The organism is Microthrixaceae bacterium, from assembly GCA_023957975.1.
Classification (GTDB): Bacteria; Actinomycetota; Acidimicrobiia; order Acidimicrobiales; family Microtrichaceae; genus JAMLGM01.
Window position 1 is genome coordinate 49,748 of sequence record JAMLGM010000007.1, and the last position, 26,784, is coordinate 76,531.

General features: G+C 65.8%; 26 protein-coding genes. 4 read left to right on the plus strand and 22 right to left on the minus strand.

The genetic code is table 11. The features are described from left to right. Positions 1-45 precede the first annotated feature (45 nt). On the minus strand, positions 46-1,299 hold the full coding sequence (gene murA / locus M9952_11005) for a UDP-N-acetylglucosamine 1-carboxyvinyltransferase (protein ID MCO5313446.1): 1,254 nt from the start codon (positions 1,297-1,299) through the stop codon (positions 46-48). 63 nt (positions 1,300-1,362) lie between these two features. Here murA and M9952_11010 point away from each other — a divergent pair, with 63 nt between their 5' ends. After that, positions 1,363-2,952 carry an MFS transporter gene (locus tag M9952_11010; protein ID MCO5313447.1) on the plus strand — a complete coding sequence of 530 codons (1,590 nt, stop codon included), beginning with the start codon at positions 1,363-1,365 and terminating at the stop codon, positions 2,950-2,952. 11 nt (positions 2,953-2,963) lie between these two features. On the opposite strand, the gene M9952_11015 is transcribed toward M9952_11010, so the two are convergent. Next, positions 2,964-3,704 carry a hypothetical protein gene (locus M9952_11015; protein MCO5313448.1) on the minus strand — a complete coding sequence of 247 codons (741 nt, stop codon included), beginning with the start codon at positions 3,702-3,704 and terminating at the stop codon, positions 2,964-2,966. A 93-nt stretch (positions 3,705-3,797) separates the two neighbouring features. After that, positions 3,798-4,664: a hypothetical protein gene (locus M9952_11020; GenBank protein ID MCO5313449.1), complete on the minus strand. Its 867-nt coding sequence runs from the start codon at positions 4,662-4,664 to the stop codon at positions 3,798-3,800. Between the two features lie 70 nt (positions 4,665-4,734). Here M9952_11020 and glpX point away from each other — a divergent pair, with 70 nt between their 5' ends. After that, positions 4,735-5,715, plus strand: coding sequence for a class II fructose-bisphosphatase (glpX, locus tag M9952_11025; protein ID MCO5313450.1), 981 nt, complete (start codon positions 4,735-4,737; stop codon positions 5,713-5,715). 109 nt (positions 5,716-5,824) lie between these two features. Here the strand turns inward: glpX and M9952_11030 are convergent, their stop codons facing one another. The 16 genes from M9952_11030 to M9952_11105 form a co-directional block, all read right to left on the minus strand. Beyond that, complete coding sequence (locus tag M9952_11030) at positions 5,825-6,235, minus strand: F0F1 ATP synthase subunit epsilon (GenBank protein ID MCO5313451.1); 411 nt, start codon at positions 6,233-6,235, stop codon at positions 5,825-5,827. After that, the gene (atpD, locus tag M9952_11035; protein ID MCO5313452.1) at positions 6,235-7,689 is read right to left on the minus strand and encodes a F0F1 ATP synthase subunit beta; all 1,455 of its coding nucleotides are present in this window, start codon (positions 7,687-7,689) and stop codon (positions 6,235-6,237) included. Before atpD ends, M9952_11030 begins: the two co-directional genes overlap by 1 nt. 77 nt (positions 7,690-7,766) lie before the next feature. Next, complete coding sequence (locus M9952_11040; GenBank protein MCO5313453.1) at positions 7,767-8,750, minus strand: F0F1 ATP synthase subunit gamma; 984 nt, start codon at positions 8,748-8,750, stop codon at positions 7,767-7,769. A 3-nt stretch (positions 8,751-8,753) separates the two neighbouring features. After that, positions 8,754-10,379 (minus strand): F0F1 ATP synthase subunit alpha, encoded by a 1,626-nt coding sequence (gene atpA, locus M9952_11045; protein ID MCO5313454.1) that lies wholly within the window; start codon positions 10,377-10,379, stop codon positions 8,754-8,756. Between the two features lie 58 nt (positions 10,380-10,437). Continuing rightward, positions 10,438-10,965, minus strand: coding sequence for an ATP synthase F1 subunit delta (gene atpH / locus M9952_11050; protein MCO5313455.1), 528 nt, complete (start codon positions 10,963-10,965; stop codon positions 10,438-10,440). A gap of 14 nt (positions 10,966-10,979) precedes the next feature. After that, a complete protein-coding gene (gene atpF, locus M9952_11055) occupies positions 10,980-11,501 on the minus strand; it encodes a F0F1 ATP synthase subunit B (protein MCO5313456.1) in 522 nt (173 codons plus the stop codon). A 10-nt stretch (positions 11,502-11,511) separates the two neighbouring features. After that, positions 11,512-12,057, minus strand: coding sequence for a F0F1 ATP synthase subunit B (gene atpF / locus M9952_11060; protein MCO5313457.1), 546 nt, complete (start codon positions 12,055-12,057; stop codon positions 11,512-11,514). Between the two features lie 140 nt (positions 12,058-12,197). After that, positions 12,198-12,413, minus strand: coding sequence for an ATP synthase F0 subunit C (gene atpE, locus M9952_11065; protein ID MCO5313458.1), 216 nt, complete (start codon positions 12,411-12,413; stop codon positions 12,198-12,200). Between the two features lie 186 nt (positions 12,414-12,599). After that, entirely contained in the window at positions 12,600-13,376 is a 777-nt protein-coding gene (atpB, locus tag M9952_11070; GenBank protein ID MCO5313459.1) for a F0F1 ATP synthase subunit A, read from the minus strand. 43 nt (positions 13,377-13,419) lie between these two features. Continuing rightward, positions 13,420-13,896, minus strand: coding sequence for an ATP synthase subunit I (locus M9952_11075; GenBank protein ID MCO5313460.1), 477 nt, complete (start codon positions 13,894-13,896; stop codon positions 13,420-13,422). Further along, positions 13,893-14,354, minus strand: coding sequence for an AtpZ/AtpI family protein (locus tag M9952_11080; protein MCO5313461.1), 462 nt, complete (start codon positions 14,352-14,354; stop codon positions 13,893-13,895). Before M9952_11080 ends, M9952_11075 begins: the two co-directional genes overlap by 4 nt. A gap of 115 nt (positions 14,355-14,469) precedes the next feature. Beyond that, on the minus strand, positions 14,470-14,847 hold the full coding sequence (locus M9952_11085; protein ID MCO5313462.1) for a hypothetical protein: 378 nt from the start codon (positions 14,845-14,847) through the stop codon (positions 14,470-14,472). A 61-nt stretch (positions 14,848-14,908) separates the two neighbouring features. Beyond that, positions 14,909-15,643 (minus strand): ABC transporter ATP-binding protein, encoded by a 735-nt coding sequence (locus tag M9952_11090; protein MCO5313463.1) that lies wholly within the window; start codon positions 15,641-15,643, stop codon positions 14,909-14,911. Further along, positions 15,640-16,404, minus strand: a complete 765-nt coding sequence (locus M9952_11095; GenBank protein MCO5313464.1) for an ABC transporter ATP-binding protein — start codon at positions 16,402-16,404, stop codon at positions 15,640-15,642. Before M9952_11095 ends, M9952_11090 begins: the two co-directional genes overlap by 4 nt. After that, on the minus strand, positions 16,391-18,748 hold the full coding sequence (locus M9952_11100) for an ABC transporter permease (GenBank protein ID MCO5313465.1): 2,358 nt from the start codon (positions 18,746-18,748) through the stop codon (positions 16,391-16,393). The genes M9952_11095 and M9952_11100 overlap by 14 nt, the downstream gene beginning before the upstream one ends. A gap of 36 nt (positions 18,749-18,784) precedes the next feature. Then, a complete protein-coding gene (locus tag M9952_11105; GenBank protein ID MCO5313466.1) occupies positions 18,785-20,203 on the minus strand; it encodes an ABC transporter substrate-binding protein in 1,419 nt (472 codons plus the stop codon). Between the two features lie 206 nt (positions 20,204-20,409). Here M9952_11105 and M9952_11110 point away from each other — a divergent pair, with 206 nt between their 5' ends. After that, a complete protein-coding gene (locus M9952_11110) occupies positions 20,410-22,140 on the plus strand; it encodes an amidohydrolase family protein (protein MCO5313467.1) in 1,731 nt (576 codons plus the stop codon). On the opposite strand, the gene M9952_11115 is transcribed toward M9952_11110, so the two are convergent. From M9952_11115 to rpiB, 3 genes are all read right to left on the minus strand, one after another. Continuing rightward, complete coding sequence (locus M9952_11115; protein MCO5313468.1) at positions 22,097-23,293, minus strand: undecaprenyl/decaprenyl-phosphate alpha-N-acetylglucosaminyl 1-phosphate transferase; 1,197 nt, start codon at positions 23,291-23,293, stop codon at positions 22,097-22,099. The genes M9952_11110 and M9952_11115 overlap by 44 nt on opposite strands. A gap of 63 nt (positions 23,294-23,356) precedes the next feature. Next, positions 23,357-24,607 carry a serine hydroxymethyltransferase gene (locus M9952_11120; protein ID MCO5313469.1) on the minus strand — a complete coding sequence of 417 codons (1,251 nt, stop codon included), beginning with the start codon at positions 24,605-24,607 and terminating at the stop codon, positions 23,357-23,359. 47 nt (positions 24,608-24,654) lie between these two features. Next, a complete protein-coding gene (gene rpiB / locus M9952_11125) occupies positions 24,655-25,098 on the minus strand; it encodes a ribose 5-phosphate isomerase B (protein ID MCO5313470.1) in 444 nt (147 codons plus the stop codon). Between the two features lie 179 nt (positions 25,099-25,277). Here rpiB and M9952_11130 point away from each other — a divergent pair, with 179 nt between their 5' ends. Then, on the plus strand, positions 25,278-26,759 hold the full coding sequence (locus tag M9952_11130; protein MCO5313471.1) for an acetyl-CoA acetyltransferase: 1,482 nt from the start codon (positions 25,278-25,280) through the stop codon (positions 26,757-26,759). Positions 26,760-26,784: the final 25 nt, after the last annotated feature.

A 26,784-nucleotide genomic window follows, 5' to 3' on the forward strand; every position in this document is an offset into this window, starting at 1 on the left:
GTAGGCCCCGACCGTTCATGGTTCCCAACGCCGGGCCGACAACGGCTATTCCGTCGCCACCACCGAGGCTCCGAGTGCACGCAGTTTGGCCGCCATGTCGACATAGCCACGGTCGATGTGATGGGCGTCGTGGATCACGGTTTCACCCTCCGCCCCAAACGCCGCGACCACCAACGCCGCTCCGGCGCGGATGTCGAAGGCACGCACCGGCGCACCCGAAAGTCGCTCGACCCCACGAACCGCCATGTGATGGCCCTCGACACGGATGTCGGCACCCATGCGTTGCAGCTCGCCGATATAGCGGAATCGGCCCTGATAGAGGTTCTCGGTGGCAAAGCTCGTGCCATCCGCGATCGACATGAGCGCGACCAGCATCGGCAACACGTCGGTGGCGATTCCCGGATAGGGCAGCGTCGCGACATCCGCGTGTTTGGGACGTCCGCTCGCCAGCGCCCAGATACCGGCCGCATCGGGCGAAATCCGCATCCCCATCTCACCGAGCTTGGCGATCAGCAACGACATGTCGCCGTGGCGCGCCCCGCGCAGCAACAACTCCCCGCCCGCGGCCCCGAGAATCGCCAGGTAGGTCGCGGCCTCGATGCGATCGGGCACGACGACGTGTTCCACCGGCCGCAACTCGTCGACCCCGGTGACAGTGATCGTCGGGCTACCCGCCCCCATGACCCGCGCCCCCATCCGGTTGAGCATCGCCGCCAGGTCGACCACCTCGGGTTCGCGGGCCGAATTGTCGATCGTCGTCACCCCATCCGCGCGCGTGGCCGCCATCATGATGTTCTCGGTGGCACCGACGCTCGGGTATTCCAACACGATGTGAGCGCCCGTCAGCCCGTTGTGTCGAGCGAGGATCGTGCCATGGCTCAACTCGACCGTGGCACCGAGTTGTTCGAGCCCGCGAAGGTGCATGTCGATCGGCCGGTTGCCGAAGTCGTCGCCGCCGGGCATGGCGATGCGGGCCTCGCCGCTGCGGGCCAACAACGCTCCGAGCAAGGCGGTCGATGCCCGCATCGCCTCGACGAGGTCATATGGGGCCTCCGGGGTGATCGGGTGCGTGGTGTCGATCACCAGCGACTCGGGGTCGGGCCGATCGACCACGACGCCCATCGCCTCGAGAAGTTGCGACATCCACTCGACGTCGGAGATGAGCGGGACGTTGCGCAACGTCGAGCGGCCCTCGGCAAGTACCGTGGCGACCATCAACTTGAGCACCGAGTTCTTGGCGCCCGAGATGACCACTTCACCACCGATGGGTCCGGTCGGGTCTACGGCGAGGGTGCGCATGGTCGCAAGTATGCTCGGCGCGTCGGCGTCCCGGTGACGATCCGGCACCGACGAGCACCTCACGTGCATGACGACCCAGCGCCGATGCCCACGATTCGCACCACGATCTCCGATCCGTCACTCATCGCCGCCAGGCGTCTCCCACGCAACGATGTGCTCGTCGCCGAGGAGGAGGTCGCTCCCGGGGTCTTTCGGGGTGTGGCCGGTCCGTTCTCGACGTGGGAACGCGAGATTCACACCATCGACGGCGAAACAATCGGCCAAACGGCGCTCGTCGAGACGCTCCGGGCGAGGCTCGCCGCACCGCATATGGGGCGGCTCATGGAGTTGTTGTTGCGCCACCCGATTCGCCACGGGGTTCCGCGCGACACCTCGCCGTGGTGGGCACCGACCCAGCGCATCACCCAACGCGATGCCACCATTCTCGGACTCTGCGCGACCCTGTCGCTGATCGCCGGGTTTCTCGGTGGGCTCATCGGCCAGACGATGGCCTTCATCGCCAAGGACCTGGGCGGCGACACCGACGTGCAGGCAACGGCGTTCGCCGTCATTCGCGTCGGAGCGGTGCTGACCTTCGTGGCCACAGCACTCGCCGATCGCCGCGGTCGACGGCCGGTGCTCAAGTGGACGTTGGTCGGCGCGTCGGTTGCAGCGCTGGTGACAGCGCTGGCCCCGTCGCTCACCGTCGTCACCGGCAGCCAACTCGTCTGTCGCGGCCTCGTCGCCGCCTCGGCGTATCTCATCCCCATCGTGTGTTCCGAAGAACTACCCGCTCGCTCACGGGCCTACGCGATCGGGCTCATGAGCCTGCCGGGAGCGCTCGGCGTCGGCATCGTGTTGTGGTTGTTGCCGCTCATCAACCTCGGCCCCTCCGCGTGGCGACTGCTGTACCTCTTCGGGGCGGTCACCCTCATCGCGACCTGGAAAACGGTGGCCCGCCTGCCGGAATCACGCCGCTTCGAGTCGGTCGATCCGCTGGCAGCGACGGAACCAGCCGGCTTCCGCGCCAAGTCCAGCGCCGAGCCTGAGTCCGAAGGTGAACGCTGGAGCGGCGTTGTCATCTCGCGGTTCCTCGTCTTGGCACTCACCATGGTTCTGTTGAACGTCTTCGCCGCGCCGGTCCAACAGATGCAGACCGACTACCTGTCGAACACCCGACAGATGGGCCCCGCACTCATCGCGCTATTCATGTTGGCCACGAACAGCTGGGGATTCGTCGGTGTCGCCCTCGGTGCACGGATGGCCGACCGATCGAGTCGACGGCTGGCGACCGCGATCGGCATGGTCGGCTTTGCCATCGGCAACACCTTGTTGTTCACGTTCGGAGGCCCCCTCATGTGGGTCGGGTCGCTCATCGGCTCGGCGGTCGGAGGTCTCATCGTGCCCTCCCTCGGGGCACTGCTCCCCGAACTGTTCCCGACCCTTCGCCGCGGCGCGGCCAACGGGCTGATGAACGGTGCTGCTGTGTGCGGGAGCATCCTGGGGTTGTTGATCGTCGCTCGAAGTGTCTCGGACGGGCACTACGCTCCGACCGTCGCGATGCTCGCACTCGGACCGCTGATCGTCGCCGCACTGGTGTGGGCACTTCCCGAGACCGCCGGGGTCGAACTCGAGGAGCTCAATCCGAGCGATTCGGCCCCCGACCCCGCGTGACCGCACCGGGGTCATCTCGACAACAGGATGCGGCGCGCCTCGCGAATGTCGGCGATGCGGTCGGCCGCCCGCTCGGGGTCTCCGCCCTGATCGGGGTGTGCGGCGATGAGCTGACGACGAAACGCACCGGTGATGGCGATATGGAACTGTTCGCGAGCTGTCGCTGCACCTGTGTCGTCGGATTCGCTGTCGGACGGCGCCGCTCGTTCGATGCCCAGCACCGTCATCGCCCAGCCGACCGGATCGCTTCCGACGGTGGCGCCGAGGTGACGCCGGTCTGCCACGAAACGGACGAACCGGTCATCGACGGCGCCGCCCCAGTCGAGGCCCTTGCGCATCGCGGCGAAGGCCGCGGCGCGGTCGGTTCCGCTCAGCGTCGCCCCGGCGTACGCGGCCGCCAGCACGTGTTGGGTCGCAGAGCCGACACGGCTGTCGAACCGGAACCGGAACCGGCCGTCCTCGGATTCCAGGTGATAGCGAGCCTTCATCAGCCCGACCCGGTCGACCTGCATCCGATGGCGAAGCTGCGGTTGAGCGACCCGCGCACCCGACTCGAGCAGATCGAGCAGCACGCTCAAGGCCTCGTCGGTATCTGCGTCGAGTTCGCGTGAGAACCGGGCCATGATCCCGGCGAGCAGGACACCGCCGGATCCGGGAGCCGTGTCGATCGGCAGGTGGAGATCGCCAAGGGCGATTCGGCGGGTCGGGGCGATCGGACGCGACAGGTAGGCCTCGATACTGGCCAACGGCATTCGGCCAAACTACCCGCACGATCCGACCGCGGTAGCACCGGGCTGAGACCGCGGCCAGGCTCCGGCACGGCGAGCGCCCGGCGCGGCGATCGACTAGACGAATTTGCGCAGTGACCGGCTGATCGTGGCGGCCATGTCGGAGACCTCGTCGTCGGTCACCACGTCGGTCGCTCGATCGGACTCCATGGCGTCGCGCAGCTCCAGCACCTCGGCCACGATCGAGCGCCACACGGCACCGTCGAAACCGAACGGGAGGCTCAGGCGCGACATGCGTTCGGCCCCATCGAGAAAGGTCACAGTCGCATCCGCGTCGGTCGCCTTCTTGGACAGGGTTCGGGTCGACTCCCACAGATTGCTCAACACCGCCTGGACGTCGATCCCATCGGAGTCCACCGCGTCGGGGTCGTCCGGGTCGGGCATGGCATCGAGGATCTCCTCGACACGTTCCTCGTCGTCTTCGTAGATAACGAGGTCGCCGTCGTCATCCCACTCGAAGGGAATCTCCGCGATTCCGAGCGCCTCGGCAAGCGAACTCTGCAGCGCTGCGGGCCATGCGCCCACCTCGTAGACGACCCGGGTCTTCGACTCGTCGAGACCGAAATCGTTCGACTGGTTCACCTCGTCGAGCAACGGCTCGACGCGGTCCTCGTCCTCGAGGCGCACCACCAGCGTCGCTCCCTGCCAGGTGTGGGGAATGCCGTTGAGGGTGAGCATCGAGGCCAGGGTGGTACGGGACTCGCCCGACCAACCGATCATCTCGTACTCGACGTACTCCTCGAACTCCTCGGCGATCGTGTCGCCCTCGGCCTCGGCCGCCGCGAGTTCCGCATCGGAGTGGATGACCTCGTCGCCCGACTCGTCGGTCTCGTCGCCGGTGTCGAGGTCCCCGGCGGCGTCGCTCGTGTCCATCGCGTCGGTCTCGTCGGTCTCGTCGGTCTCGGATTCGTCTCGTTCGCTCACAGGCGACATCCTTACAGACGCGTCCGCCCCGATTCGGCCAACTCCGTACATGCTCCGGTACCGTGGAACCATGACTGAGACCACGATTGAGACCACTGCGCCAGACCGCAACCTGGCCATGGAACTGGTCCGCGTGACCGAGGCGGCCGCCATGGCGGCGTCACCCTGGGTCGGTGCGGGAGACAAGAACGCTGCTGACGGCGCCGCCGTCGACGCGATGCGCAAACTACTCACCACCGTCGCCATGCGCGGCACCGTCATCATCGGCGAAGGCGAAAAGGACGAAGCGCCGATGCTCTACAACGGCGAAGTGGTGGGCGACGGAACCGGCCCCGAATGCGACATCGCGGTCGACCCGATCGACGGTACGACCCTCACCGCCCTCGGCCGGGGCAATGCCATCGCCGTGATCGCCGTGTCGGAGCGGGGCACCATGTATGACCCGGGTCCGTGTGTGTACATGGACAAGATCGCCACCGGCCCCGAGGCCGCCGAGGTCATCGACATCAACAAGTCGGTCGCCGAGAACCTTGCTGCGGTCGCTGCGGCCAAGGGCAAGAAGGTTTCGGAGTTGACCGCGGTCATCCTCGATCGTCCCCGCCACGAACAGATCATCGCCGAGGTTCGCGCTGCGGGCACCCGAATCCGGCTCATCCCCGACGGCGACGTCGCGGGCGCCATCTCCACGGCGTGGCCCGAATCGGGTGCCGACATCATGTTCGGCGTCGGTGGCACTCCGGAAGGGGTCATCGCCGCGGCCGCGCTCAAGTGCATGGGCGGCGCCATCCAAGGCAAGCTCTGGCCGCGTAACGACGAGGAACGACAGGCCGCGATCGAGGCCGGCTACGACCTCGACGAGGTCCTCACCGAGGAGACCCTCGTCGCCGGCAACAACTGCTTCTTCAGCGCCACCGGCATCACCGACGGCGAACTCCTCGAAGGGGTTCGCTACAACCGCGCCGGGGCGACCACACAGTCGCTCGTCATGCGCTCGACCTCGGGCACCGTGCGCCTCGTCGAGGCCCAACACCGCGCCGCCAAGCTCGGCTGACCTGACCGAAAACGTTCTGTAGGTAGTTTCTGTTGCCAGAGCAACAGAAACTACCTACAGAACCGTTCGTTGGGGTGCGTCGGGTGACCGGCGCTGCGCTGGGTGCGCGTCAGTGGCGGGCGCCGGCGACCGTGCCGGTCGCCACCGAAATGCGGGTCTGGGCCCGACGCAGCGCGTCTTGGGCCTCGGAATCGCCGACGTCGGCGCGCAACGCCTCCTCGGCCTTCGCCTTGGCCGCCTCGGCACGACGGATGTCGATCTGGTCGGGCAGCTCGCAGACGTCGCTCAGGATCGTGACCGTGTCGTCGGCCACCTGGACGAAGCCCTGGTGAACGGCGATCGGCAACTCGGTGCCGTCCTCGAACAACACGCGCACCGGTGCCGACTGCAAGATGCCCAGATACGGCACGTGCCCGGTCAGAAACGCGATGTCACCGGTGACGACACGTGCGATCACCTCTTTGGCTTCGCCCGAGTACGCGATGCGCTCGGGTGAGACGAGTTCGACCTGCAGCGCCATTAGGCGTTCTTCTCCAGTTCCTTCGCCTTGCGCAACACGTCCTCGGCACCACCGACGTTGTAGAACGCCTGCTCGGGCAGGTGGTCGAGGTCGCCGTTGAGCAGCGCTTCGAAGGACTCGATCGTCTCCGACACCGGCGTGAAGATACCGGGCAGACCGGTGAACACCTCGGCGACGAACATCGGCTGCGCCAGGAACTTCTGCACCTTACGAGCACGGTCGACGGTGATGCGGTCTTCCTCGGAGAGCTCATCGAGGCCGAGAATGGCGATGATGTCCTGGAGTTCCTTGTAGCGCTGCAGCACTTCCTGAGTGCGGCGGGCAACGCCGTAGTGACGGTCGCCCACGACCTCGGGGGCGAGAATCGTCGAGGTCGACGCCAGCGGATCCACCGCCGGGTAGATGCCGAGCGCCGCGATGTCACGGCTCAACTCGGTGGTGCCGTCGAAGTGGGTGAAGGAGGTGAACGGCGCCGGATCGGTGTAGTCGTCGGCGGGCACGTACACGGCCTGCAGCGAGGTGATCGAGCGACCGCCGGTCGAGGTGATCCGCTCCTGAAGCGCACCCATCTCATCGGCGAGGGTCGGCTGGTAACCCACCGCCGAGGGCATACGACCGAGCAGGGTCGACACCTCGGAACCCGCCTGGGTGAAGCGGAAGATGTTGTCGATGAACAACAGCACGTCCTGGCCCTGCACATCACGGAAGTACTCCGCCATCGTGAGCGCCGACAGCGCAACGCGAAGGCGCACGCCGGGCGGCTCATCCATCTGGCCGAAGGTGAGCGCAGCCTTGGTGAGCACCGACTTGTCGGAGCCGCCCATCATGGTCTCGCCCATCTCGATGAACAGGTCGGTTCCTTCACGGGTGCGCTCGCCCACACCGGCGAACACCGACACACCGCCGTGGTTCGAGGCCACACGGTTGATCATCTCAGTGATGAGCACGGTCTTGCCCACGCCCGCACCACCGAACAGACCGATCTTGCCGCCCTGCAGGTACGGGGTCAGCAGGTCGATGACCTTGATGCCCGTTTCGAACATCTGCGCCTTCGGCTCGAGGGTGTCGAAGTTCGGAGCCGGACGGTGGATGTCCCAGCGCTCCTTCACATCCAGGGTGTCGGCCGCCACGTCGAGCGGCTCGCCGATCACGTTGAACACGTGACCGAGGGTGGCGTCACCGACGGGCACGTTGATGCCGCGGCCGGTGTTTCGCACCACGGTGCCCCGGCTCAGGCCGTCGGTGGGCTTGAGTGCGATGGCCCGGACACGGCTGTCGCCGATCTGCTGGGCGACCTCGGCCATGACCCGCACGTCGACGCCGTCCACCGCGATGGTGAACTCGAGCGCGTGGTTGATCTGCGGGATCGAGTCGGATGGGAACTCCACGTCGACCACCGGGCCGGCAATGGCGACGATACGGCCGTCGGAGAGCGTGGTTTCGGTTGCGGTCATGGCGTCGTTTCCTCGTTGGTCTTCGGGAGATGGTCGTGACGGGAGTGGCAACCCGAGAATCCGGGGCGCCGAATCGTTCAGATGTTGGTGTGTTTCTTGGCGGTCAGCGCCGGGAACGGATCGGAGCTGATGTGGTCGAGCAGCAGATCCTCGGGATCGTCTGCATCGTCGTTGAGTGCGTTCGCACCGCCGACGATCTCGGAGATCTCGGTGGTGATGGCATCCTGGCGAGCCTGGTTCATCTTGCGCTGAAGCTTGATGATGAGCTCCTGTGCGTTGTCCGTTGCCGACTTCATCGCCCGCTGGCGACTCGCCAGTTCCGACGCCGCCGAGTCGAGCAACGCCGCGAAAATGCGGCTTTCGACGTAGCGGGGAAGCAGCGACTCGAGCACCTCGGCCGGCGAGGGTTCGAATTCGACCTGGGCGCTCGGGCCGGCATCGTCGGCGCCTGAACCCGCTGCGTCATCTGCGGCGGAGGTCTCGAGCGGGAGGAAACGACGAACGACCGCCTCCTGGGTGCCCATCGAGATGAACCTCGTGTACACCAGCTCGATCACATCGACATCGTCGTTGAACAACCCGGTCACCTTGCCGGCGATTTCCCGGGCGACTTCGTAGTTTGGACGATCCGACATGCCCTCGAAGGCCGCTTCGATGCGATAGTTGCGGAACTCGAAATACGCCTGTGCCTTACGCCCGACCGTGACGAGCGAATAGCTCTGACCGGAGTCTTTGGCCTTTTGGATCACACGCTCCGCGGCCCGGATGACCGTCGAGTTGTAGGCGCCGGCGAGGCCGCGATCGGCGCTGAGCACCAGCACCCCCACCTTGCGCACGTCGGTCGACTGTCGCAACAGCGGGTGGGCCACCTCAACTCCGCCCTGAGCGAGATTGGCGATCACCGAGGTGATCTGCTCGCTGTAGGGGCGAGCCTCGTTGGCCGCCATCTGGGCCTTCACGACGCGGGTGGCCGCGATCAGCTCCATGGCGCGGGTGATCTTCTTGGTGTTCTGGGTGCTGGCGATTCGCTGGCGGAGTACCCGCTCTTGTGCACCTGGCATGGATCAGGCCTCGTCGTCGGCGAGGACCGACTCGCCCTCGGGGAGGTGGTTGGAACCGTGGGCGGTGCCGGTGGAGGCCAAGTCGCCCTCGGCGGTCGCTTCCACCGCTGCTGCAGCCTGCGTCGCCCGGAACTGCGTTGCGAACGCCTTCACGCCGGCGTCGAGGGTCTCCTCGTCGACCTTGCCGGTCTCCTTGATCGCAGCGAGCAGGTCGCCGTGACGGGTACGGAACCACTCGACGAGTTCGGCTTCGAACCGGCGAACATCGGCGATATCGACGTTGTCGAGGAATCCGCGGGTGCCGGCGTAGAGGATGACCACCTGCTCCTGAACCGGAACCGGTTCACCCACGCCCTGCTTGAGCAACTCGGTGAGACGATACCCACGCTCGAGCTGCGCCTTCGACACGGCATCGAGGTCAGAACCGAAGGCGGCGAACGCCTCGAGCTCGCGGAACTGCTGCAGATCGGACTTCAGCGTGCCGACCGCGGTCTTCATCGCCTTGATCTGTGCGGCCGAACCCACGCGTGACACCGAGATGCCCACGTCGATCGCGGGGCGTACGCCCGACTTGAACAGGTCGTCCTGCAGGAAGACCTGACCGTCGGTGATCGAGATCACGTTCGTCGGAATGTAGGCGGACACGTCGCCGGCCTTGGTCTCGATGACCGGAAGCGCGGTGAGCGAACCGGCACCCAGCTCGTCGGAGAGCTTGGCGGCACGCTCGAGCAGACGGCTGTGCAGGTAGAACACGTCGCCCGGATAGGCCTCGCGGCCCGGCGGACGGCGCAGCAACAGCGACACCTGACGGTAGGCCTCGGCCTGCTTGGAGAGATCGTCGTAGATGATGAGGCCGTGATCGCCGTTCTCCATCCAGTGCTGACCCATGGCGCAACCGGCATAGGGAGCGAGGTACTTGAACGGAGCCGGGTCCGAGGCCGGAGCCACCACGACGACCGTGTATTCCATCGCACCGGCCTCTTCGAGGCGGGCCACGGTCTGCGCGACGGTCGAGGCCTTCTGCCCGATCGCCACGTAGATGCACTTCACGCCCAGACCCTTCTGGTTCATGATGGCGTCGATCGCGACGGTGGTCTTGCCCGTCTTACGGTCACCGATGATCAGCTCACGCTGCCCACGTCCGATCGGGATCAGCGAGTCGATCGCCTTGATTCCCGTCTGCATGGGTTCGCCCACGGGCTGGCGGCCCATGATTCCGGGCGCCTGCACCTCGACGCGTCGGGTGACGACGTTGGTGAGCGGGCCCTTGCCGTCGATCGGCTGGCCGAGGGTGTTGACCACTCGGCCCAACATTCCATCGCCCACCGGAATCGACAGGATCTCGCCCGTCGCCTTCACGGCTTGTCCCTCTTCGATGTCGTCGACCTCGCCAAGGACCACGGCGCCGATCGAGTGCTCGTCAAGGTTGAGCGCGAGGCCGAGCTTGCCCGACTCAAATTCGAGAATCTCGTTGACGGTCGCGTCCGGAAGGCCCGACACGCGGGCGATACCGTCGCCGACCTCGATGACACGGCCAACCTGGCCGACGCTCACGTCGGGGTTGAACCCATCGAGGTTCTTTTGGATGGCTGCCGTGATGTCGGCGATGTTGATGGTCAACTCGGCCATGGTGTGTCGTTGCTCCTGAGCAGGTGAAAGGTGCGGGCTGGCGGGCGACGCCGAGGCGTCAGAAGGCCTCGCGCAGCTGGGTCATGCGGGTACGGACAGAACCGTCGAGCAGCGTCTCACCGACCTGGGTGATGATGCCGCCGAGGACGGACGGGTCGACGATGTTGCGGATGGTGACGTCGCGATGGAGCTTCGCCTTGAGCGCGGCGGCGAGCCGCTCGATCTGCTCATCGTTCAACGCGACCGCGGAACGAACCTCGGCGACCTCTTCGCCGCGGGCAGCCGCTCCACGGTTGAGCACGGCCTTGGCGATCGCTTCGAGATCGCCGACGCGGCCGTTCGCAACGATGAGCGACACGATCGACACCGTCGCCGGCGCCGCATTGCCGCCGAGGAGATCCTCCACGATCTGAATGCGACGGGCCGCGGGGATCTTGGTGTCGCCAAGGGTGGTGCGCAACTCGTCGGAGCCGGTGATCGCGGAGGCGACGGCGACGAGCTCGCGCTCGACGGTGCTGGCCTGACCCTCGGCACGTGCGACGGCCCCGATGGCCTCTGCGTAGGCGTTGTTTACAGCTTCGGACATGGTGATTCCTCGGGTCAGTTGGTCGCGCCGACCTGGCTGATGTAGCTGTCGATGAGCGCCTGTTGGGTGTCGTCGGTGAGGTTCGCGTCGACGACCCGTTCGGCTGCTCCGAGTGCGAGGCGGCTCACCTCGTTGGTGAGATCGGCTTGGGCCTGACGGCGTGCCGCGACCAGGTCGGCGGCGCCGCGCTCTCGGATGGCGACCGCCTCGGCCTCGGCGCGGGCCACGGTGTCGGAACTGAGCCGTGACGCGGTCTGGCGTGCCTCATCGATGATGCGGGCGGCTTCCTTGTCGGAATCGGCCAGGGCGTTCTTCACCTCGGCCACCTTGGCCTCACCGCTCGCACGAGCCGTCGCGGCGGAACCGAGTTCCTCGGCGATGCGCGCCGGCCGAGCAGCGATAGCGGTCTTGATGGCGGGACCCGCCTTCCAGATGATGAGCCCGAACACGATGAGAAACGCTGCGGTTCCCCAGTAGACCTCGTTGATGTCGTGTGGCAACCAGTTGCCGTTGCCTGCGGCGAGAAATGCGATCATCTCGTACTCCTTAGGCGTCAGCGCGGCTGACGTGGGCGTCGACGACGGCCTGGTTGGCGGCGACGTCGAGGGGCTTTTGGATGACCTTGCCGGCGGCCGAAACGGCGATCGTGGCGACCTGGGTACGCAGCGAATCGAGCGCCGAGCCACGCTCGGTCTCGAGTTCGGCGAGCGCACCCTGTCGGGCGTTAGCGACCTCGTCCTCGGCAGCTCGGATGATCTCGGAACGCTTGGCCTCGGCGGACTCGCGTGCCTCGTCGATGATACGAGCGGCTTCGGCACGGGCCTCGGCGAGCGTCGCGTCGTAATCCCGGCGGATCTGTTCGGACTCGACGATGGCGCGCTCGGCGGCTTCCTCATCGGCACGAATGCGCTCTTCGCGCTTGCGCGTCGACTGCTTGATCGGCGGCAGAAGCACAAACTTCATGAGGGCGAGCAGCGAGAAGAATGCGATCGCACCCCAGACCATCTCAGGGACGGTCGGAAGAACGGGGTTGGCTACCTTTTCGGCGGCTTCACCACCCTCGCTGAGGAGGCTGAGCGCTACGGCAAGCATGGGTTCTCCTGTTGAAGAAATGACGGACAAAGTTTCGGTTGGCGACTCGTGGTGGTGGGGGTGCAACACCCCCACCCCACTACCAACAACTCACAGTTCGCGATGCGCGGCGGTCGGGCCACCTCGCATCCGTGCTGAGATCAGACGAACTTGAGAAGAATGAAGACCACGAAGCCGATCAGCGCGAGGGCTTCGGTGAAGGCGATGCCGAGGAACATCGTGGTCTGCACCTGGCCGGCGGCCTCGGGCTGGCGAGCGATCGCCTGGACCGACTGACCGACGAGGTAGCCGATGCCGATGGCCGGGCCGATGGCGGCAAGACCGTACGCGATGCCGGCGCCGCCGGCTGCGGTGATGCCCTTGACATCGGCGGCGGTCAGTTCCTCAGAGTTGAACTGCGACGTCGCGTCGATGGCGTGCTGGGCGATGGAGCTGAGCGTGGACATGGTTGTTGGTTTCTCCTGTGAGTTCCGGTGCCGTGCACCAGAGGTTGGTCAGGTCTCGGTGGGGAGCAACGCTCCCCCACGACTTTGTTGAGTGAATCAGTGCGCCGGGTGCAGGGCGCCACCGATGTACACACCGGTGAGCAGGGCGAAGATGTAGGCCTGAAGGAAGGCCACCATCAACTCGAAGCCCACGAAGGCGATGAGCATGAAGAACGAGAACGGCATGGCGAGCACCAGAGCGTTCAATCCCCACAAGGTGGCGCTCAACACCGAGAAGGTGATGAGGAGGATGTGGCCAGCCAGCGAGTTGGCGAAAAGACGAACGGCGAGCGAGAACGGGCGCACCAGGAACGTGGAGATCAACTCGATCGGGGTCACGAGGATGTACAGCGCCTTCGGAACTCCCGGGGGAAACAGCGCGGAGGCGAAGTAGCCCAGACCGTTGTGTTTCACGCCGACGGTCACGAACATCACCAACGCCAAGATGCCGAGGATGGCTGGATTGGCCATGCGTGCGTTGGCACCGAAGTGGGCGGTGGGCAAGATGCCGAAGATGTTGCCGAAGAAGATGAACAGGAACATCGAGATGAGCAGCGGCAGGTACCGGAGGCCGTCCGGGCCGATGGTCGGCATGATGACCTGCTTCTCGACGAAGTCGACGGCGATCTCGGCCATGTTCTGGGCGCCGGTCGGAGCGCTCTGCGCGGCCTTCTTCGCCTTGGCTCCGGCGACGAGGAACCAGATCGTCGGGATGGCCATTGCGATCAGCGAGATCAGGGCGACCTTGTTGAACGCGAACGGTCCGTCCTTGATCAAGAAGTTCGGCCATTCGACCATCTCTTCAATGCCAGGGAATTTCACCTCAGCGAGCACGCTTCACTCCTCAGTAGATGACGTCTCAGTTGCCGACAAAGCTCTACGCCGCGTTCGCGACGTGGGGATCGTCAGGCCGGTTTGGAACAGGCTTCGGCTTGAGGCCCGGAAAGGCCATCGAACCCGAAACGAATCGGAGCTCCCACAACAGGAGTCCGAGGTGGGTGACGATGAGCATGATGCCAAGCGGCACAAACTCAACCCACGACATGTTGCGGACCGCCATGACCGCAGCGAAGATCAGGCCCAAGCGCAGCAGGTAGCCGCCGAGCGCGGCACCGGCCATCAGGGCGAACGAAATACGACCCGCGGCCGACAACATGTAGGCGGCGAGCACGAAATTGACGACGATCAGCACGAGCGCGTAGCCCGCGGACAAGATGCCGTTGAGCCCCCAGAATCCGCCGACGAAGAACGTGACCGGGATGAGAATCCACGAGCGCTTCGCCATGTCGAGGGCGATCTCGAATGCCGGAGCGCTCTGCACGGCGGTGGTCAGCGGGTTCACGGGATCGTTCATGCGCCGTACCCTGCCGCTGCTGTCGATACCGCCGCCTCCGGTGCGGTGCCGTTGACCCCGCGTCGCTCGGCCGCTTGCGCCTCGGCGAGTTCGACATCGAGGCGGGCACGCTCGGCAGCCCGAGCCTCGACGACGCTCTGGCGGGCCTGCGCACGTCGAGCCGCTGATTCGCCGCGGATGACACCGGCCGCCGCCGCCGCCTCGTCCATCGACCGTCGGTAGCTCAGGTACATGCTCGTGACCGCTCCGACCACACCGAACACGGCCAGTGCGATGGTCAACACCGGGGTCCAGCCGAGCTTGGAATCGACCCACCATCCGAACAGCGCCAACAGAAACGGCGACACGACCAGCTCATAGCCGGTGTGCGACGTGGTCAGCTGCGCGCTGGCGCGCTGCGCAGTGGCGAGCTGGCCGGCAGGCTGTTCGGTGAGTTCGTGGTGGTCGGCTACGGCCATCAATGGTGTCCCGGTTTCGGCGCCCGGACCCTCGTCCGGCGTGCTTGTGAAACTGTTCCCAATCTACGGGGACCCGCGATCTGCTCGCAAGTCCAACCTTTGGCTGTGACGGTTCTTACCGCTCCGGGCTCTGACCGGATGCGATCTCGATCGCTTCCACGATGCGGTCGGTGTTCGCACGGCTCTCATGAACCAGGCGAATCAGCCAGAACCGCAGGTAGCGCGCGATCGAGTAACGGATGAACAGCGCCGCGCCGGCGATCAACAACGCCAGGCCGATGAAACTGCCGGTGGCGGTGTAGGAGCGCTGGTTGAACTCGTTCAAGGTGCCTTGCACCATGAGCCCGCCGTAGATCGCCAGCACCAGACCGGCGATCGACAGCACGACTCCGACCACGAGCAGTCGCGACTCGTTCTCGCCGCTCGACGCCTTGAGCTTCAGGTCGCCGATCTCCTTGTTGAACTGCTGGATGCGATCGGGATTCTCATTCATTGGTGGTTCCTCCAAGGCTGGGAGATCGAAGGGGTGTGGGTTGGGGTCGTGGGTCCGCCGGTCACCGCGCACCGCCGGTTGTGCCGTGGTCGCCGCCAAGGTACGCAGCGGAGAGCTCCTCTTCCACCTCGGCCGGCGGCCCAACGGTACGGATGGATCCGTTGACCATGATCGCCGCAAGGTCGGCGATGCCGAGCACGGTGCGGGCGAATTGTTCGACGACCAGAATCGACACGCCGGTGCGCGCGATGTCCGCGACGATCGCATATAACTCCTCCACCACGAGTGGAGCGAGTCCCATCGACAACTCGTCGAGCAGCAACACCGCCGGATTCGACGCGAGACCCCGCGCCATCGCCAGCATCTGCTGTTCGCCGCCGGACATCGTTCCCACGAGTTGGCTGCGCCGCTCGCCCAGCCTCGGGAACTGTGCGTAGGTCATCTCCTCGATCTCGTCGATCGGTCGACCGGCATAGCTGGCCATCTGCAGATTCTCGCGAACGGTCAGGTTGGGAAACACCCCCCGACCCTCGGGAATGGTGATGAGCCCACGCCGGGCAAGCTCCTCTGGGGCGACTCCGGTCACGTCACGGCCGGCGACGATCACCTTGCCAGCGGTCGGCGTTACGAGGCCACAACAGACGTTGAGCGTCGTGGTCTTGCCCGCCCCGTTGGGGCCGAGCAGCGCCACCACGACCCCCGCCGGAATCTCGAGGTCGATGCCGTGCAACACCTCGATGTTTCCGTAGGCCGCACGGATTCCCTGCAGTTCGATGAGGTTCGCGACATCGCTCACAGCGCGCTCCCGAGATAGGCGTTGAGCACCGACTCGTTCGCCTGGACCTCCGCCGGCGTTCCCTCGGCGATGATCTGGCCGAAATCCAGAACGTAGATCTGGGTGCACACCTTCATCACGAGCGGGACGTCGTGTTCGACCATCAAGATGGCGAGGCCCGATTGCGCGAGTTGCACCAGCAGTTCTCCGAACTGCTCGGTCTCGTGATCGTCGAGACCCGAGGCCGGCTCGTCCAGGAGCAGCACCCGGGGCCGGATGGCCAGCGCTCGGCCGAGTTCGACGAGGCGGGCCCGACCGGTGGACAACGAGCCGACGTTGACATCCGCGAACTCCGCGAGTCCGAGTCGATCGAGGATCAGTTCCACCTCGGCACCGGCGTCGGGGTCGCTCCCCTCGGGGGCGAGCAATTGTCGGTTCGCCGGGGTCCGGCGCGCCCAAGCCTGGCGAATCTCACAACCCACCAACAGGTTCTCGCGAACGCTCAGCGAAGAGAACACCTCGAGCCGCTGAAAGGTCCGGCCGATCCCCAATCGAGCGCGCTTGTGTGTGCCCACCTTCGACACGTCATTTCCGTCGAGCACCACGCGACCCGCAGTCGGCGTCAGAACGCCGGAGATCATGTTGAACGTCGTGGTCTTGCCGGCGCCGTTCGGGCCGATCAGCCCCGTCACCCGGCCCGATTCCACCGCGAGGTTGACGTCGGACACGGCCAGGTTCCCGCCGAAACGCACGGTCAACCCTCGAGTCTCAAGCAAGGCCACCGAAGTCCCCCTCACTCACGCCCAACACGGTTTCAGCCTCGAGCACGTCGGCCCGCATGATCGGCCGATCGATTCCCAACAGGTCGGGCGACGGCCGCGGTTCGGTCATCTTCGGAACCTTGCCGTGGATCGCGACCGCCCCGAACGCCGCGACGAGCGCGGCCACGATCATCGCGACGACCCGGGCGCCGTTGGAATCGAGCAGTTCGTGCCAGTTCAGGCCTCCAACGATCGCGGAACATGCGATGAGCCACACCCCCGCAGGAAGCGCTCTTCCCCCTTCGATCGGAGCGAACAGCACCGGCAACAGCGGCACGATCGCCAGGAGGAACAGAATCATCATGGCGACAAACCCCCATCCGGTGACGGTGCCACTTCGGGCGAGCAGCCAGATGATCACCGGACCGCCGAGCATCAACCCGAACGCGTCCTTGCGTTCGGTGACCGGCCGGAACGCTTCCGCGATCTGTGCCGCCGCACCGTCCGGGTTGCGACCGAGGCTGATGCCCATGATGCCCGGGGCGACCTGCAGCAGGTTCTTGATATCGACGTTGAAGAACTGGAAGATCCCGACGACGTTGCCGGCGAGGAACCTCGGCAGGAACATCTGGAATCCGCCGAGCATGAGGCCGCCCATGAGCGCACCGCCGACCGCCCCGATGCCGCCGACCACCGCCAACATCGACACCGACATCGAGTTGAGCAGGTCGTATTCGCTGACCGGAACCGAGCGGGCCGACAACGCGCCTGCGAGCCCGGCGATCGACGCCGAAAAGGCGAACACGCCGATCTTGGTCCGCGTCAGGTCGAGTCCCAGGGTCGCGCACGCAACCGGGCTGTCTTTCATGGCGATGAGGCGCCGTCCGTAGGAACTGCGACGCAAGGCACACACTCCGACGCCGAGCAACGCGAACACCACGGTTCCCAACATCACGAGGTCCTGGTTGGTGACCGGCTTCCAGAACCCGAGATCGATCGGCTCGACGCGCACGGTGTTGCCGTTCGCGAGCTTTCGCTGACTGAAGAACACCTTCGACATCACCAGCGAGAACGACACCGTGGAAAGCGCGAGGTAGATGCCGGTGAGGCGAAGGGCGGGCAGGGCGATGATCGCCCCGACGACCGCACACACGACGAGGGCGACGATGAGCGCCCCGAGCGATGCCGTCTGGGCCGCCACCTTGCTCATCACGACCGCTCCGAGACCGACAAACGTCATCTGCCCCAGGCTGATCGACCCCGCGAATCCGGTGAGTGGAACCAGCGACAGGCTGACGAGCGCGAAGTACATGGTCCACACCAGCGGTGAACGCGCCGGGTCGGAGGGAATGAGGGTGGTGATGCCGTACATGGCGACGATCAACGCCCCCGCCCCCACGAGCGACATGTTCAGCGTCGGCACCCGCATCGCCGCCCGGGTCCGTTGAATGCCGCCGGTGCGAAGGCGGGCCTGCGGCTGGGCGACCATGACGATCATCATCATGATCGCCGGAAGTGCGAACTGGAATCCGCCGGTCGAGAATCCGCCGATCTCCGGGGTCTTTGTCACGACGAAACCGGCGTAATACGACTCGGCCAGCCCGAGGATGAGTGCGCCGAGAAAGGTCATCGGCAGGCTCTTGAGCTTGCCGAAAACCGCCGCGGCGTAACAGTTCACGACCGTGTAGGTGAGGGTGATCGAGTCGAACTGGCTCAGCGGAGCGCTGAGGATTCCCGACAGCGCGGCGAGGCCGGAACCGAGCGCCCAGGCGAACATCGAGATACGGCCGGGCCGGGCGCCGTTGAGACGCACCAGCGAGCGGTCATCGACGACCGCTCGCATGGCGATACCCATGCGCGACTTGTACAGGACCAAGCGGAGTCCGCCGGCGACGAGCAGCGCGGCAACGAGGATGAGGATGCGGTTGTAGGCGACGTTCACCCCACCGATGCGCACTGAACTGTTGCCGAAGAACCGAGGCATCGACCGGGTGACGTCGCCTGGCCAGATCCAGTTCACGAGGCCGATGACGGCCAACAGCAACGACACCGTCACGACGATGCGAACTACTTCGGTCGCACCCTCGAGACCGCGCATGATGACGCGTTCGACCAGCGCACCGAACAGCGGGGCGAACCCCAACACGACGATCGCGAAGGCCAACGCCCTCGGTATGCCCCAGCCGCCCTGCCCCGACTCGGTGCTGAGCTGCCAAAACACGAACCCCGACAGCGTTCCGAACGCGCCGTGCGCAAAGTTGAAGATCCCCGACGTGGTGTAGGTGACCACCAGGCCGCTGGCAGCGATGGCGTACACCGACGCCATCGCGATACCAGTGACCGTGTAGGTAATGAGGTCTTTCACCGAGATGCCTCTCAGCCGTTTGCCTGGGGTGGAAACCTAGTTGTCGAGAATCGACCGTGATGTCGCTCCTGCGCCGAAGTTGCCTTCGAGCGTCACGAGTTCGTCGCAGTAGAAGCCGTCCTCGCTGTCCATTTCGCTGCCGATCTCGGGGTGGAGGCGTTCGAACTTTCCGTCCTTGATCGTGACGAGGACCGAACAGCCGCTCGGCTCGTTGTCGCCGGGGTTGGCCTCGGCGTGCAGACCGCCGCCGGTCCAGCTCTTGATGGCCTTGCCTTCCTGAAGCACGCACACCCGGGTGATCTCGCCGTTCTTCTTGGCGCATTCGTTGGCAGCGGTCGCGAAGAGCAGGTTGGCCGAGAACGACTGAATCGTCAGGCCGGCATGTTCCCAATCGGGTGAGTACTCATCGAGGATCTCGACGAGTTGCTTGGTCGCCGGCCACTTGTCCTCCTCCTCGAAGGGGTGGGCGGCGAGGCGAATCACGGCACCCTCGACGGCCTCGGGGCCCTGGGCGGTGATGAGGCGCGAGTCGTACTGATTTGCGTCGGCGGTGGTGACGCCTTCCCAACCCTGGTCGTTGAGCGCCTGGGACAGCCCGGCGTAGGAGACGGGCTCGCCGACGAAGCTCAGCAACTTGATACCGGCCTGGATGACCTGCTGGGCGGTGACGGAGTAGTCGGCGTTGACCACCGCGTACCGGACCGTGCTGAAGTTGCCGAAGCCCTCGACCAGCTTGGCCTGACCGACGACCTGGTCCTTGTTCTGCTCGATGGACGCCAGATCGCCGAACGCCACGCCGAAGTCGCCGATCAGGTCGGGATACACGTCGGCGAGCTGCACATAGGAGCCATAGGCCTTGAGGTGCGCCGGATTGGGGATCGCCTGGACCTGATCGGTCGCCTCGGAGAAGTCGGTTGATACGGCAAACCCCGGGAATGCGATCAGACCGCACTCGTGAAAGTCGCTGCCCGGCTTGCCCGAGAACATCAGGTTGTCCATGGCGTATCCGCCACCGACCATGGCGAACACGTCGGTGCACGCCTCGGCCATGCCGTCTTCCACCGCCATGACATCGACGCCGAGATCGACGGCCTCGAGCGGGATGCCGGCGATACCGCCCTGGGCGTTGCACCACTGCACGAACGCCGTGCTGGAGTCCCAGAGTTCCTTGAGAAGGCCGGGCTTGAAGCCCTCGCGGTTGTTGGCGACGCCGAGGTACAACTTGTCGGTGCCCAAGCCCGCGTCGGCTTCGGCGACGGTGGCTTCGCCCGGCCCGCAGGGCGACTCGATGTCGCCGAATCGACCCGCTCCCCCGGCATCGGGTGTATCGGTGCCTTCGGACGGCGCGACGGTCGATTCGGTGTTGCCGGTGACGGCCTCGTCGGCGCCTTCAGCCGCACACGCGGTTGCCAACAGTGCCGAGATCGCCAAGGCGGCGACGACTCGCAGTTTCATGCATATCCCCCATGTCGATGAGTGGCGGCCATCCAATCAGGTCGGATGACGGGCCGCAACCCTAGTCAGCAATCTCGCCCTTCGGTTCGACTTGTTTCTGACGGACCGTCAGATTTTGATACCGTCGGGTTCCAGGTGCCGCACGCACCGCTCCGAACGGTCTCAAACGACCGCCCGCACAACGAATGCCGAACGAGGTGTTGAACATGTTTGATCGACTCATTTCGAACGCGACGATTGTCGACGGCACCGGCGCAGACCGCCGAAGCGGATCGGTCGCCATCCAGGACGGGCGCATCGCTGCGATCTTCGACGCGGGCGACGAATTGCCCGAAGCATCCGAGGTGATCGACGGCACCGGCCTGGTCCTCACCCCCGGATTCATCGATCCCCACACCCACTACGACGCCCAACTCATGTGGGACCCAGCGGCCTCGCCGTCCAACCTGCACGGCATCACCACGATCTTGGCGGGCAACTGCGGATTCACCCTCGCCCCGCTCAAGGCCGCCGATGCCGACTACACCCGTCGGATGATGGCCAAGGTCGAGGGCATGCCGCTCAAGGCCCTCGAGGAGGGGGTCGACTGGAACTGGTCGACCTTTGGCGAGTACCTCGACCGGCTCGACGGCAACATCGCGGTGAACGCCGGCTTCCTCGTCGGGCACTGCGCCCTTCGCCGCCACGTGATGGGCGAGGAGGCCGTCGGCAACGAGGCGACCCCGGAACAGCTCAACGAGATGATCGAACTGCTGCGCACCTCGATCGAGGCGGGCGGTCTGGGCTTTTCCACCACCCTGTCGCGCACCCACACCGACGGCGACGGCCAGCCGGTCGCCAGCCGTTGGGCCAGCCGAGAGGAATTGATGGCGTTCGCCGAGGTGGTGTCGCAGTTCGAGGGAACCACGCTGGAATACGCATCCAACGGATGTCTCGACGGGTTCGACGAGGACGACATCGAGTTCATGATCGACTTCTCCCTCACCGCCCAACGACCGCTCAACTGGAACGTGCTCACCGTCGACTCCAACGCCCCGGAGCGGTACCGCACCCAACTCGAGGCCATGGATCGCTGCCGCGAGGCGGGGGCCAAGGTCGTCGCGCTGACCATGCCGATCCTGGTCGGGATGAACATGAGCTTCCTGAACTTCTGTGGCCTCAACCTGTTGCCCGACTGGGGCGACATCTTGGGCCTGCCCCTCGACGAACGCATGGAGAAGCTGCGCGATCCCGAGGTGCGCCGCTTCATGGTCGAGCGGGCGGCGTCGCCCGACGCCGGAGTGTTCGCCCGGCTGGCCGGCTGGGACGGATACGTCATCGGCCAGACCTACTCCGAGGCCAACGCCGGGCTGCGCGGAAAGACCGCCGGCCAGATCGGTGCCGAACGCGGAATCTCCGCATTCGACGCACTGCTCGACGTCGTGTTGGCCGACGACCTCCGCACCGTGTTGTGGCCCGGCCCGACCGACGACGACGACTTGTCGTGGCAGATGCGCGCCGAGGCGTGGGAACACCCGAGCGTAATCATCGGCGGTTCCGACGCCGGCGCCCACCTCGACCGCATGGCTGGGCCGGCCTACACCACCCAGTGGATCGGCGACTGCCTGCGTGGGCGCAAACTGACGACGCTCGAGCGGGCCGTTCAGCACCTCACCGAGGCGCCGGCGAAGTTGTTCGGCCTCAAGGACCGCGGACTCATCGCTGCGGGCTACGCCGCCGACCTCGTGATGTTCGATCCCGAGACGATCGGCGCCGGCAAGATCGAACTCGTCGATGATCTCCCCGGCGGCACCGCCCGGCTCGTGCCCGAGGCCAAGGGCATCAAGCGGGTCATCGTCGCGGGAACCGACATCGTCGTCGACGGGACTGCCACCGACGCGACCCCGGGTCGGATCATGCGCCCGGGTGTGGCGACCGAGACGGTTCCGCTGCGCTGACCCCACCGTCATCACCGTCTGCGGCATCGTCACCGTCTGCGGCGTCGTCACCATTTGGTCGACGACGCCGCTGCGAGGCCCACGGGAACACCAGCGTGAACACCAGCAACAGCAGCGCCGCCAAGGCGATCGGCATGATCAATGTCGAGCGACCCGACATCGCCGGGTAGAGCGCGAACGCGCTGAACAGACCCGTCCAGCTCCACATGATGATCACCGTCTGACGGTGACCATGACCGAGGCGCATCAGCCGGTGATGCAGGTGATCCTTGTCGGCGGTGGCGAACCCGGCGCCACTTCGTGTGCGCCGCAACACCGCGAAGGCCAGGTCGATCAGCGGGACCCCGAGGATCAACAGCGGCATCACCAGCGGTGCGAAGAAAAACCAGGACTGCCCGGTGAACGAGTCATCGCTCTGCCCGCCGACCGCGATCGTCGACGAGGCCATCAACAGTCCGAGCAACAGTGCGCCGCTGTCCCCCATGAAGATCTTCGCCGGGTGGAAATTCCAGAACAGGAACCCGAGACACACCCCCACCGTCACCACCGCGACGAGCGGCCCGACGTTGCCCGCGAACAGGGCGCCTTCAGCGTCGAGTTTGACCGAGTACAACAGGAACGCCCCCGAGGCGATGGCCATCACCCCGGCGGCCAACCCATCGAGGCCGTCGATCAGGTTGACGGCATTGGCCATCAGCAGCACCCAGCACACGCTCACGAGGGTGGCGAGGTCGGGGGACAACACGGTGAAGCCCAGCAGCGGCATCGGCACGTTGATGATCGACACTCCGCTCAACGCCAGGATCGACCCCGCAAGCACCATGCCGGCAACCTTCGCAGGAGGCGACACGTCGCGGATGTCGTCGACGAGCCCGGTCGCGAAAATCACGGTCGCAGCGATCGCGACACCGACGATGTTCGACGGTGACTCGAACACCGACTCGAACTCGCCGAGCAACGCCGCACACGCGAACCCGGCCAGGAGACCGAGATACATCGCTCCCCCGCCGAGCGACGGAGTGGGCTGTGCGTGAACCTTGCGGTCGCTCGGATGGGCGATCGCCCCGAACTTCGCGGACAGTCGCATCATGAGCGGCATCACCGCCGCCGTGACGACGACACTGACCGCGAGCACGATCAGATATGACCGCATCACAGGATCACCCTAGCGGCGCGATCGTCGACAACCCGGTGTTCGAGACCGCTCGGAGCGCGGTCAGCGCGACGCCCGATACGGGGCAAACCGCGCACAGAGATCGGCGACCTCGGCGCGAACCGCGTCGATGACCGAGCGGTCGTCGCGGTGCCGCAACACCCGGGCGATGAACTCCGCGATCTGGGCCATCTCGGCCTCGCGCATGCCCTGAGTGGTGACCGACGGCGTGCCGATGCGCAGCCCGGAGGTCACAAACGGCGAACGAGGATCGTCGGGGATGGTGTTCTTGTTGAGCGTGATGCCGGCCTCATCGAGCACGAGCTGCGCGTCCTTGCCGGTGAGTTCGGCGTCGAACGGACGCAGGTCGACCAACATGAGGTGGTTGTCGGTTCCTCCCGACACGAGGCGGAACCCCTCGGCGCCGAGCGCAGCGGCGAGCGCCTGTGCGTTGGCCACGATCTGGTTCGCATAGTCGGTGAAACTCGGGTGCATGGCCTCGCGAAAGGCCACGGCCTTACCGGCGATGACGTGTTCGAGCGGGCCGCCCTGCAACCCGGGGAAAATCGCCTTGTTGATCGCCGCCCCGTACTGCTCGCGAGCGAGAATGCACCCGCCGCGGGGACCGCGAAGGGTCTTGTGGGTCGTGAAGGTCACGATGTCGCTGTAGGGCACCGGATTCGGATGCGCGCCGCCGGCGATCAACCCGGCGATATGGGCGGCGTCGAACATCAACAGCGCACCCGACTCATCCGCGATCTCGCGCAGCACCGCGGGGTCGATGATTCTCGGATACGCCGTCGCACCGGCCACGATGAGCTTGGGGCGATGCTGTTTGGCGAGGTCGCGGATCTGGTCGTAGTCGATGCGTTCGTCCGACGGGGTCACCTGGTAGGGAACGAAGTTGTAGGTCCGGCCCGAGATGTTCACCGGGCTGCCGTGGGTGAGGTGGCCGCCGTGATCGAGGCTCATCCCCAACACGGTGTCTCCGGCCTCGAGCAGCGCGAGGTACACGCCCAGGTTCGCGTTTGCCCCCGAGTGGGGCTGAACGTTGGCGAACTCGGCACCGAACAGTTCACGCACCCGGTCGATGGCGATGGTCTCGATGTCGTCGACGAACTCGTTGCCGCCGTAGTACCGCTTGCCCGGGTACCCCTCGGAGTACTTGTTGGTGAGCACCGAACCGGTGGCCTCCATGACCTCCGGGGAAGTGAAGTTCTCCGAGGCGATCAGCTGCAGCCCCGCGTTTTGCCGCTCGACCTCTCGTTCGATGAGGGAGAAGACGGCATCGTCGCGTTCGGTTGGCCAGCCCATGGGGACCTTTCGTCGGTGGAGGGAGTTCGTTTCGTCGACCCGGCGGTTCAGCCGGGCAGGAGAGCGTCGAGCTTTGCGACGCGATCGGCATGGCGACCGCCCTCGAACGAAGCGTTGACGAACGCTTCGAGGGTGTCGAGTGCTACCTGGGGTCCGGTGAGTCGCTCGCCGATGCAGATGACATTCGCGTCGTTGTGTTCGCGAGCCAGCCGCCCCGAGGTGGCGTCGTGCACGGTGGCGGCGCGAACACCGGGCACCTTGTTGGCGGCGATGGCGATGCCGATGCCCGAGCCGCACACGCACACGCCGAGGTCGGCCTCGCCCGCGGCGACCGCCCGCCCCACGGCGGCGCCGAAATCGGGGTAGTCGACGCGGTCGGCACTGTGGGCACCGAGATCGGTGACCTCGTGGCCGAGGGAGCGCAGATGGTCGGCCAGCTGATTCTTGAGCTCGAAGCCCGCGTGATCCGAACCGACAGCAAAGCGAGTCATGGCCGCGATCTTAATCGTGGTCGAAGCGCGGTCCGCAGGGCGTGGCGCAAGCGGCTCCGCGGGTCGCGCATCGGGACGCGCATCGGGACGCGCATGGCGCCTCGGCGACGGCGGGTGCCGCACGGTGCCGGTGGGGCGCATCGGCGCCGGTGCCATAACCGTTGCCGTAGTCTCGGCCCATGTCTCACGCCGTCTCTGCGAACACGCCCGTCATCATCGGGGTCGGGCAGTTTCTCCAACGCGACGACTCGCTGTATCTCGATCCGGTCGAGCTGGCCGCGGAGGCCTCGCGCATCGCTGCGGCCGACTCGGGCGCCGAGGCGGTGTTGTCGAAACTCGACACCATCGCCTTCGTGCCGGTGTTTTCGTGGCGCTACCGCGATCCGGGGCCGCTTCTGGCCGCGCAGATCGGTTGCAGCCCCAAGCTGACGTTGTATCCGACGATGGGCGGCAACACCCCGCAGATGCTCATGAACCGCCTCTGCGAACGCATCGTGGCCGGGGAGACGTCCGCAGGGTTGCTGTGCGGCGCCGAGGCGGTGCGCGCCAAGGCTCGCGCCGACAAGGCCGGGGTCGAACTCTCGTGGCCGTTGCAGGACGAATCGGTGGTTCCCGGCTGGACCGAGAGCGAGCCGTTCATGATGGTCCATGAGGCCGAACTTGCTCATCGCATCATCTGGCCCACCGAGATCTACCCGATGTTCGAAAACGCACTCGCACACGAGGCGGGGCGTACGAGTGCCGAACAGATGCGCGTCGCCGCCGAGTTGTGGTCCGGGTATTCACGGGTGGCCGCGACGAACCCGAACGCCTGGGACCGCACCCCCTACAGCGTCGAGGACATCGCGACGGTGAGCGAGTCGAACCGCATCGTCGGCTACCCCTACACCAAACACATGGTGTCGAACCCCGATGTCAACATGGCCGCGGCGACCATCGTCGTCTCCGCGCAACTGGCCGAAGCGCTCGGCGTATCGAAGGACCGGTGGGTGTTTCCGCTCGCCGGCACCGACGGCAAGGATCCATATTTCAGCGTCCGGCCGAGCTTCACCGGCTCGGCTGCGATCGCGGTCGCCGGGCCGAGGGCGCTCGAGTTGGCCGGCGTGACGATCGACGACGTCGAGCACCTCGACGTCTACTCGTGTTTTCCCTCGGCGGTCGAGATCGCCTGCAAGGAACTCGATATCGACACCTCCCGCCAACTCAGTGTGTACGGCGGACTGTGCTTCGGCGGCGGCCCCTGGAACAACCCCGTTGGGCATGCGATCGCCACGATGGTCGAGGTGTTGCGCAACGACCCGCAGTCCACGGGCCTGGTCACCGCGAACGGCGGACACATCCAAAAGCACAGCTTCGGCGTGTACTCGTGTCAGCCGTCCTCCGATGCGTTCCGGTGCGAAACACCCCAGGAACGCATCGACGCGTTCGACACGGTCGACGTGGTCAGCGATTACACCGGACCCGCGACCATCGAAACGTGGACGGTCATGTTCGAACGGGACGGCACTGCGGGCCAGAGCCACGGCATCGTTCGCACGCCAGCGGGTGCGCGGACATGGTTCAAGGGCCACGACGACGACCTGTCGGCGTTCCTCCTCGACGAGGATCGCATCGGCACCGCCGTCACCATCGATTCCGGTGGCCAGCTGAACCTTCCGTGAACGCGCCCGCTGGTGGGTCGACGCT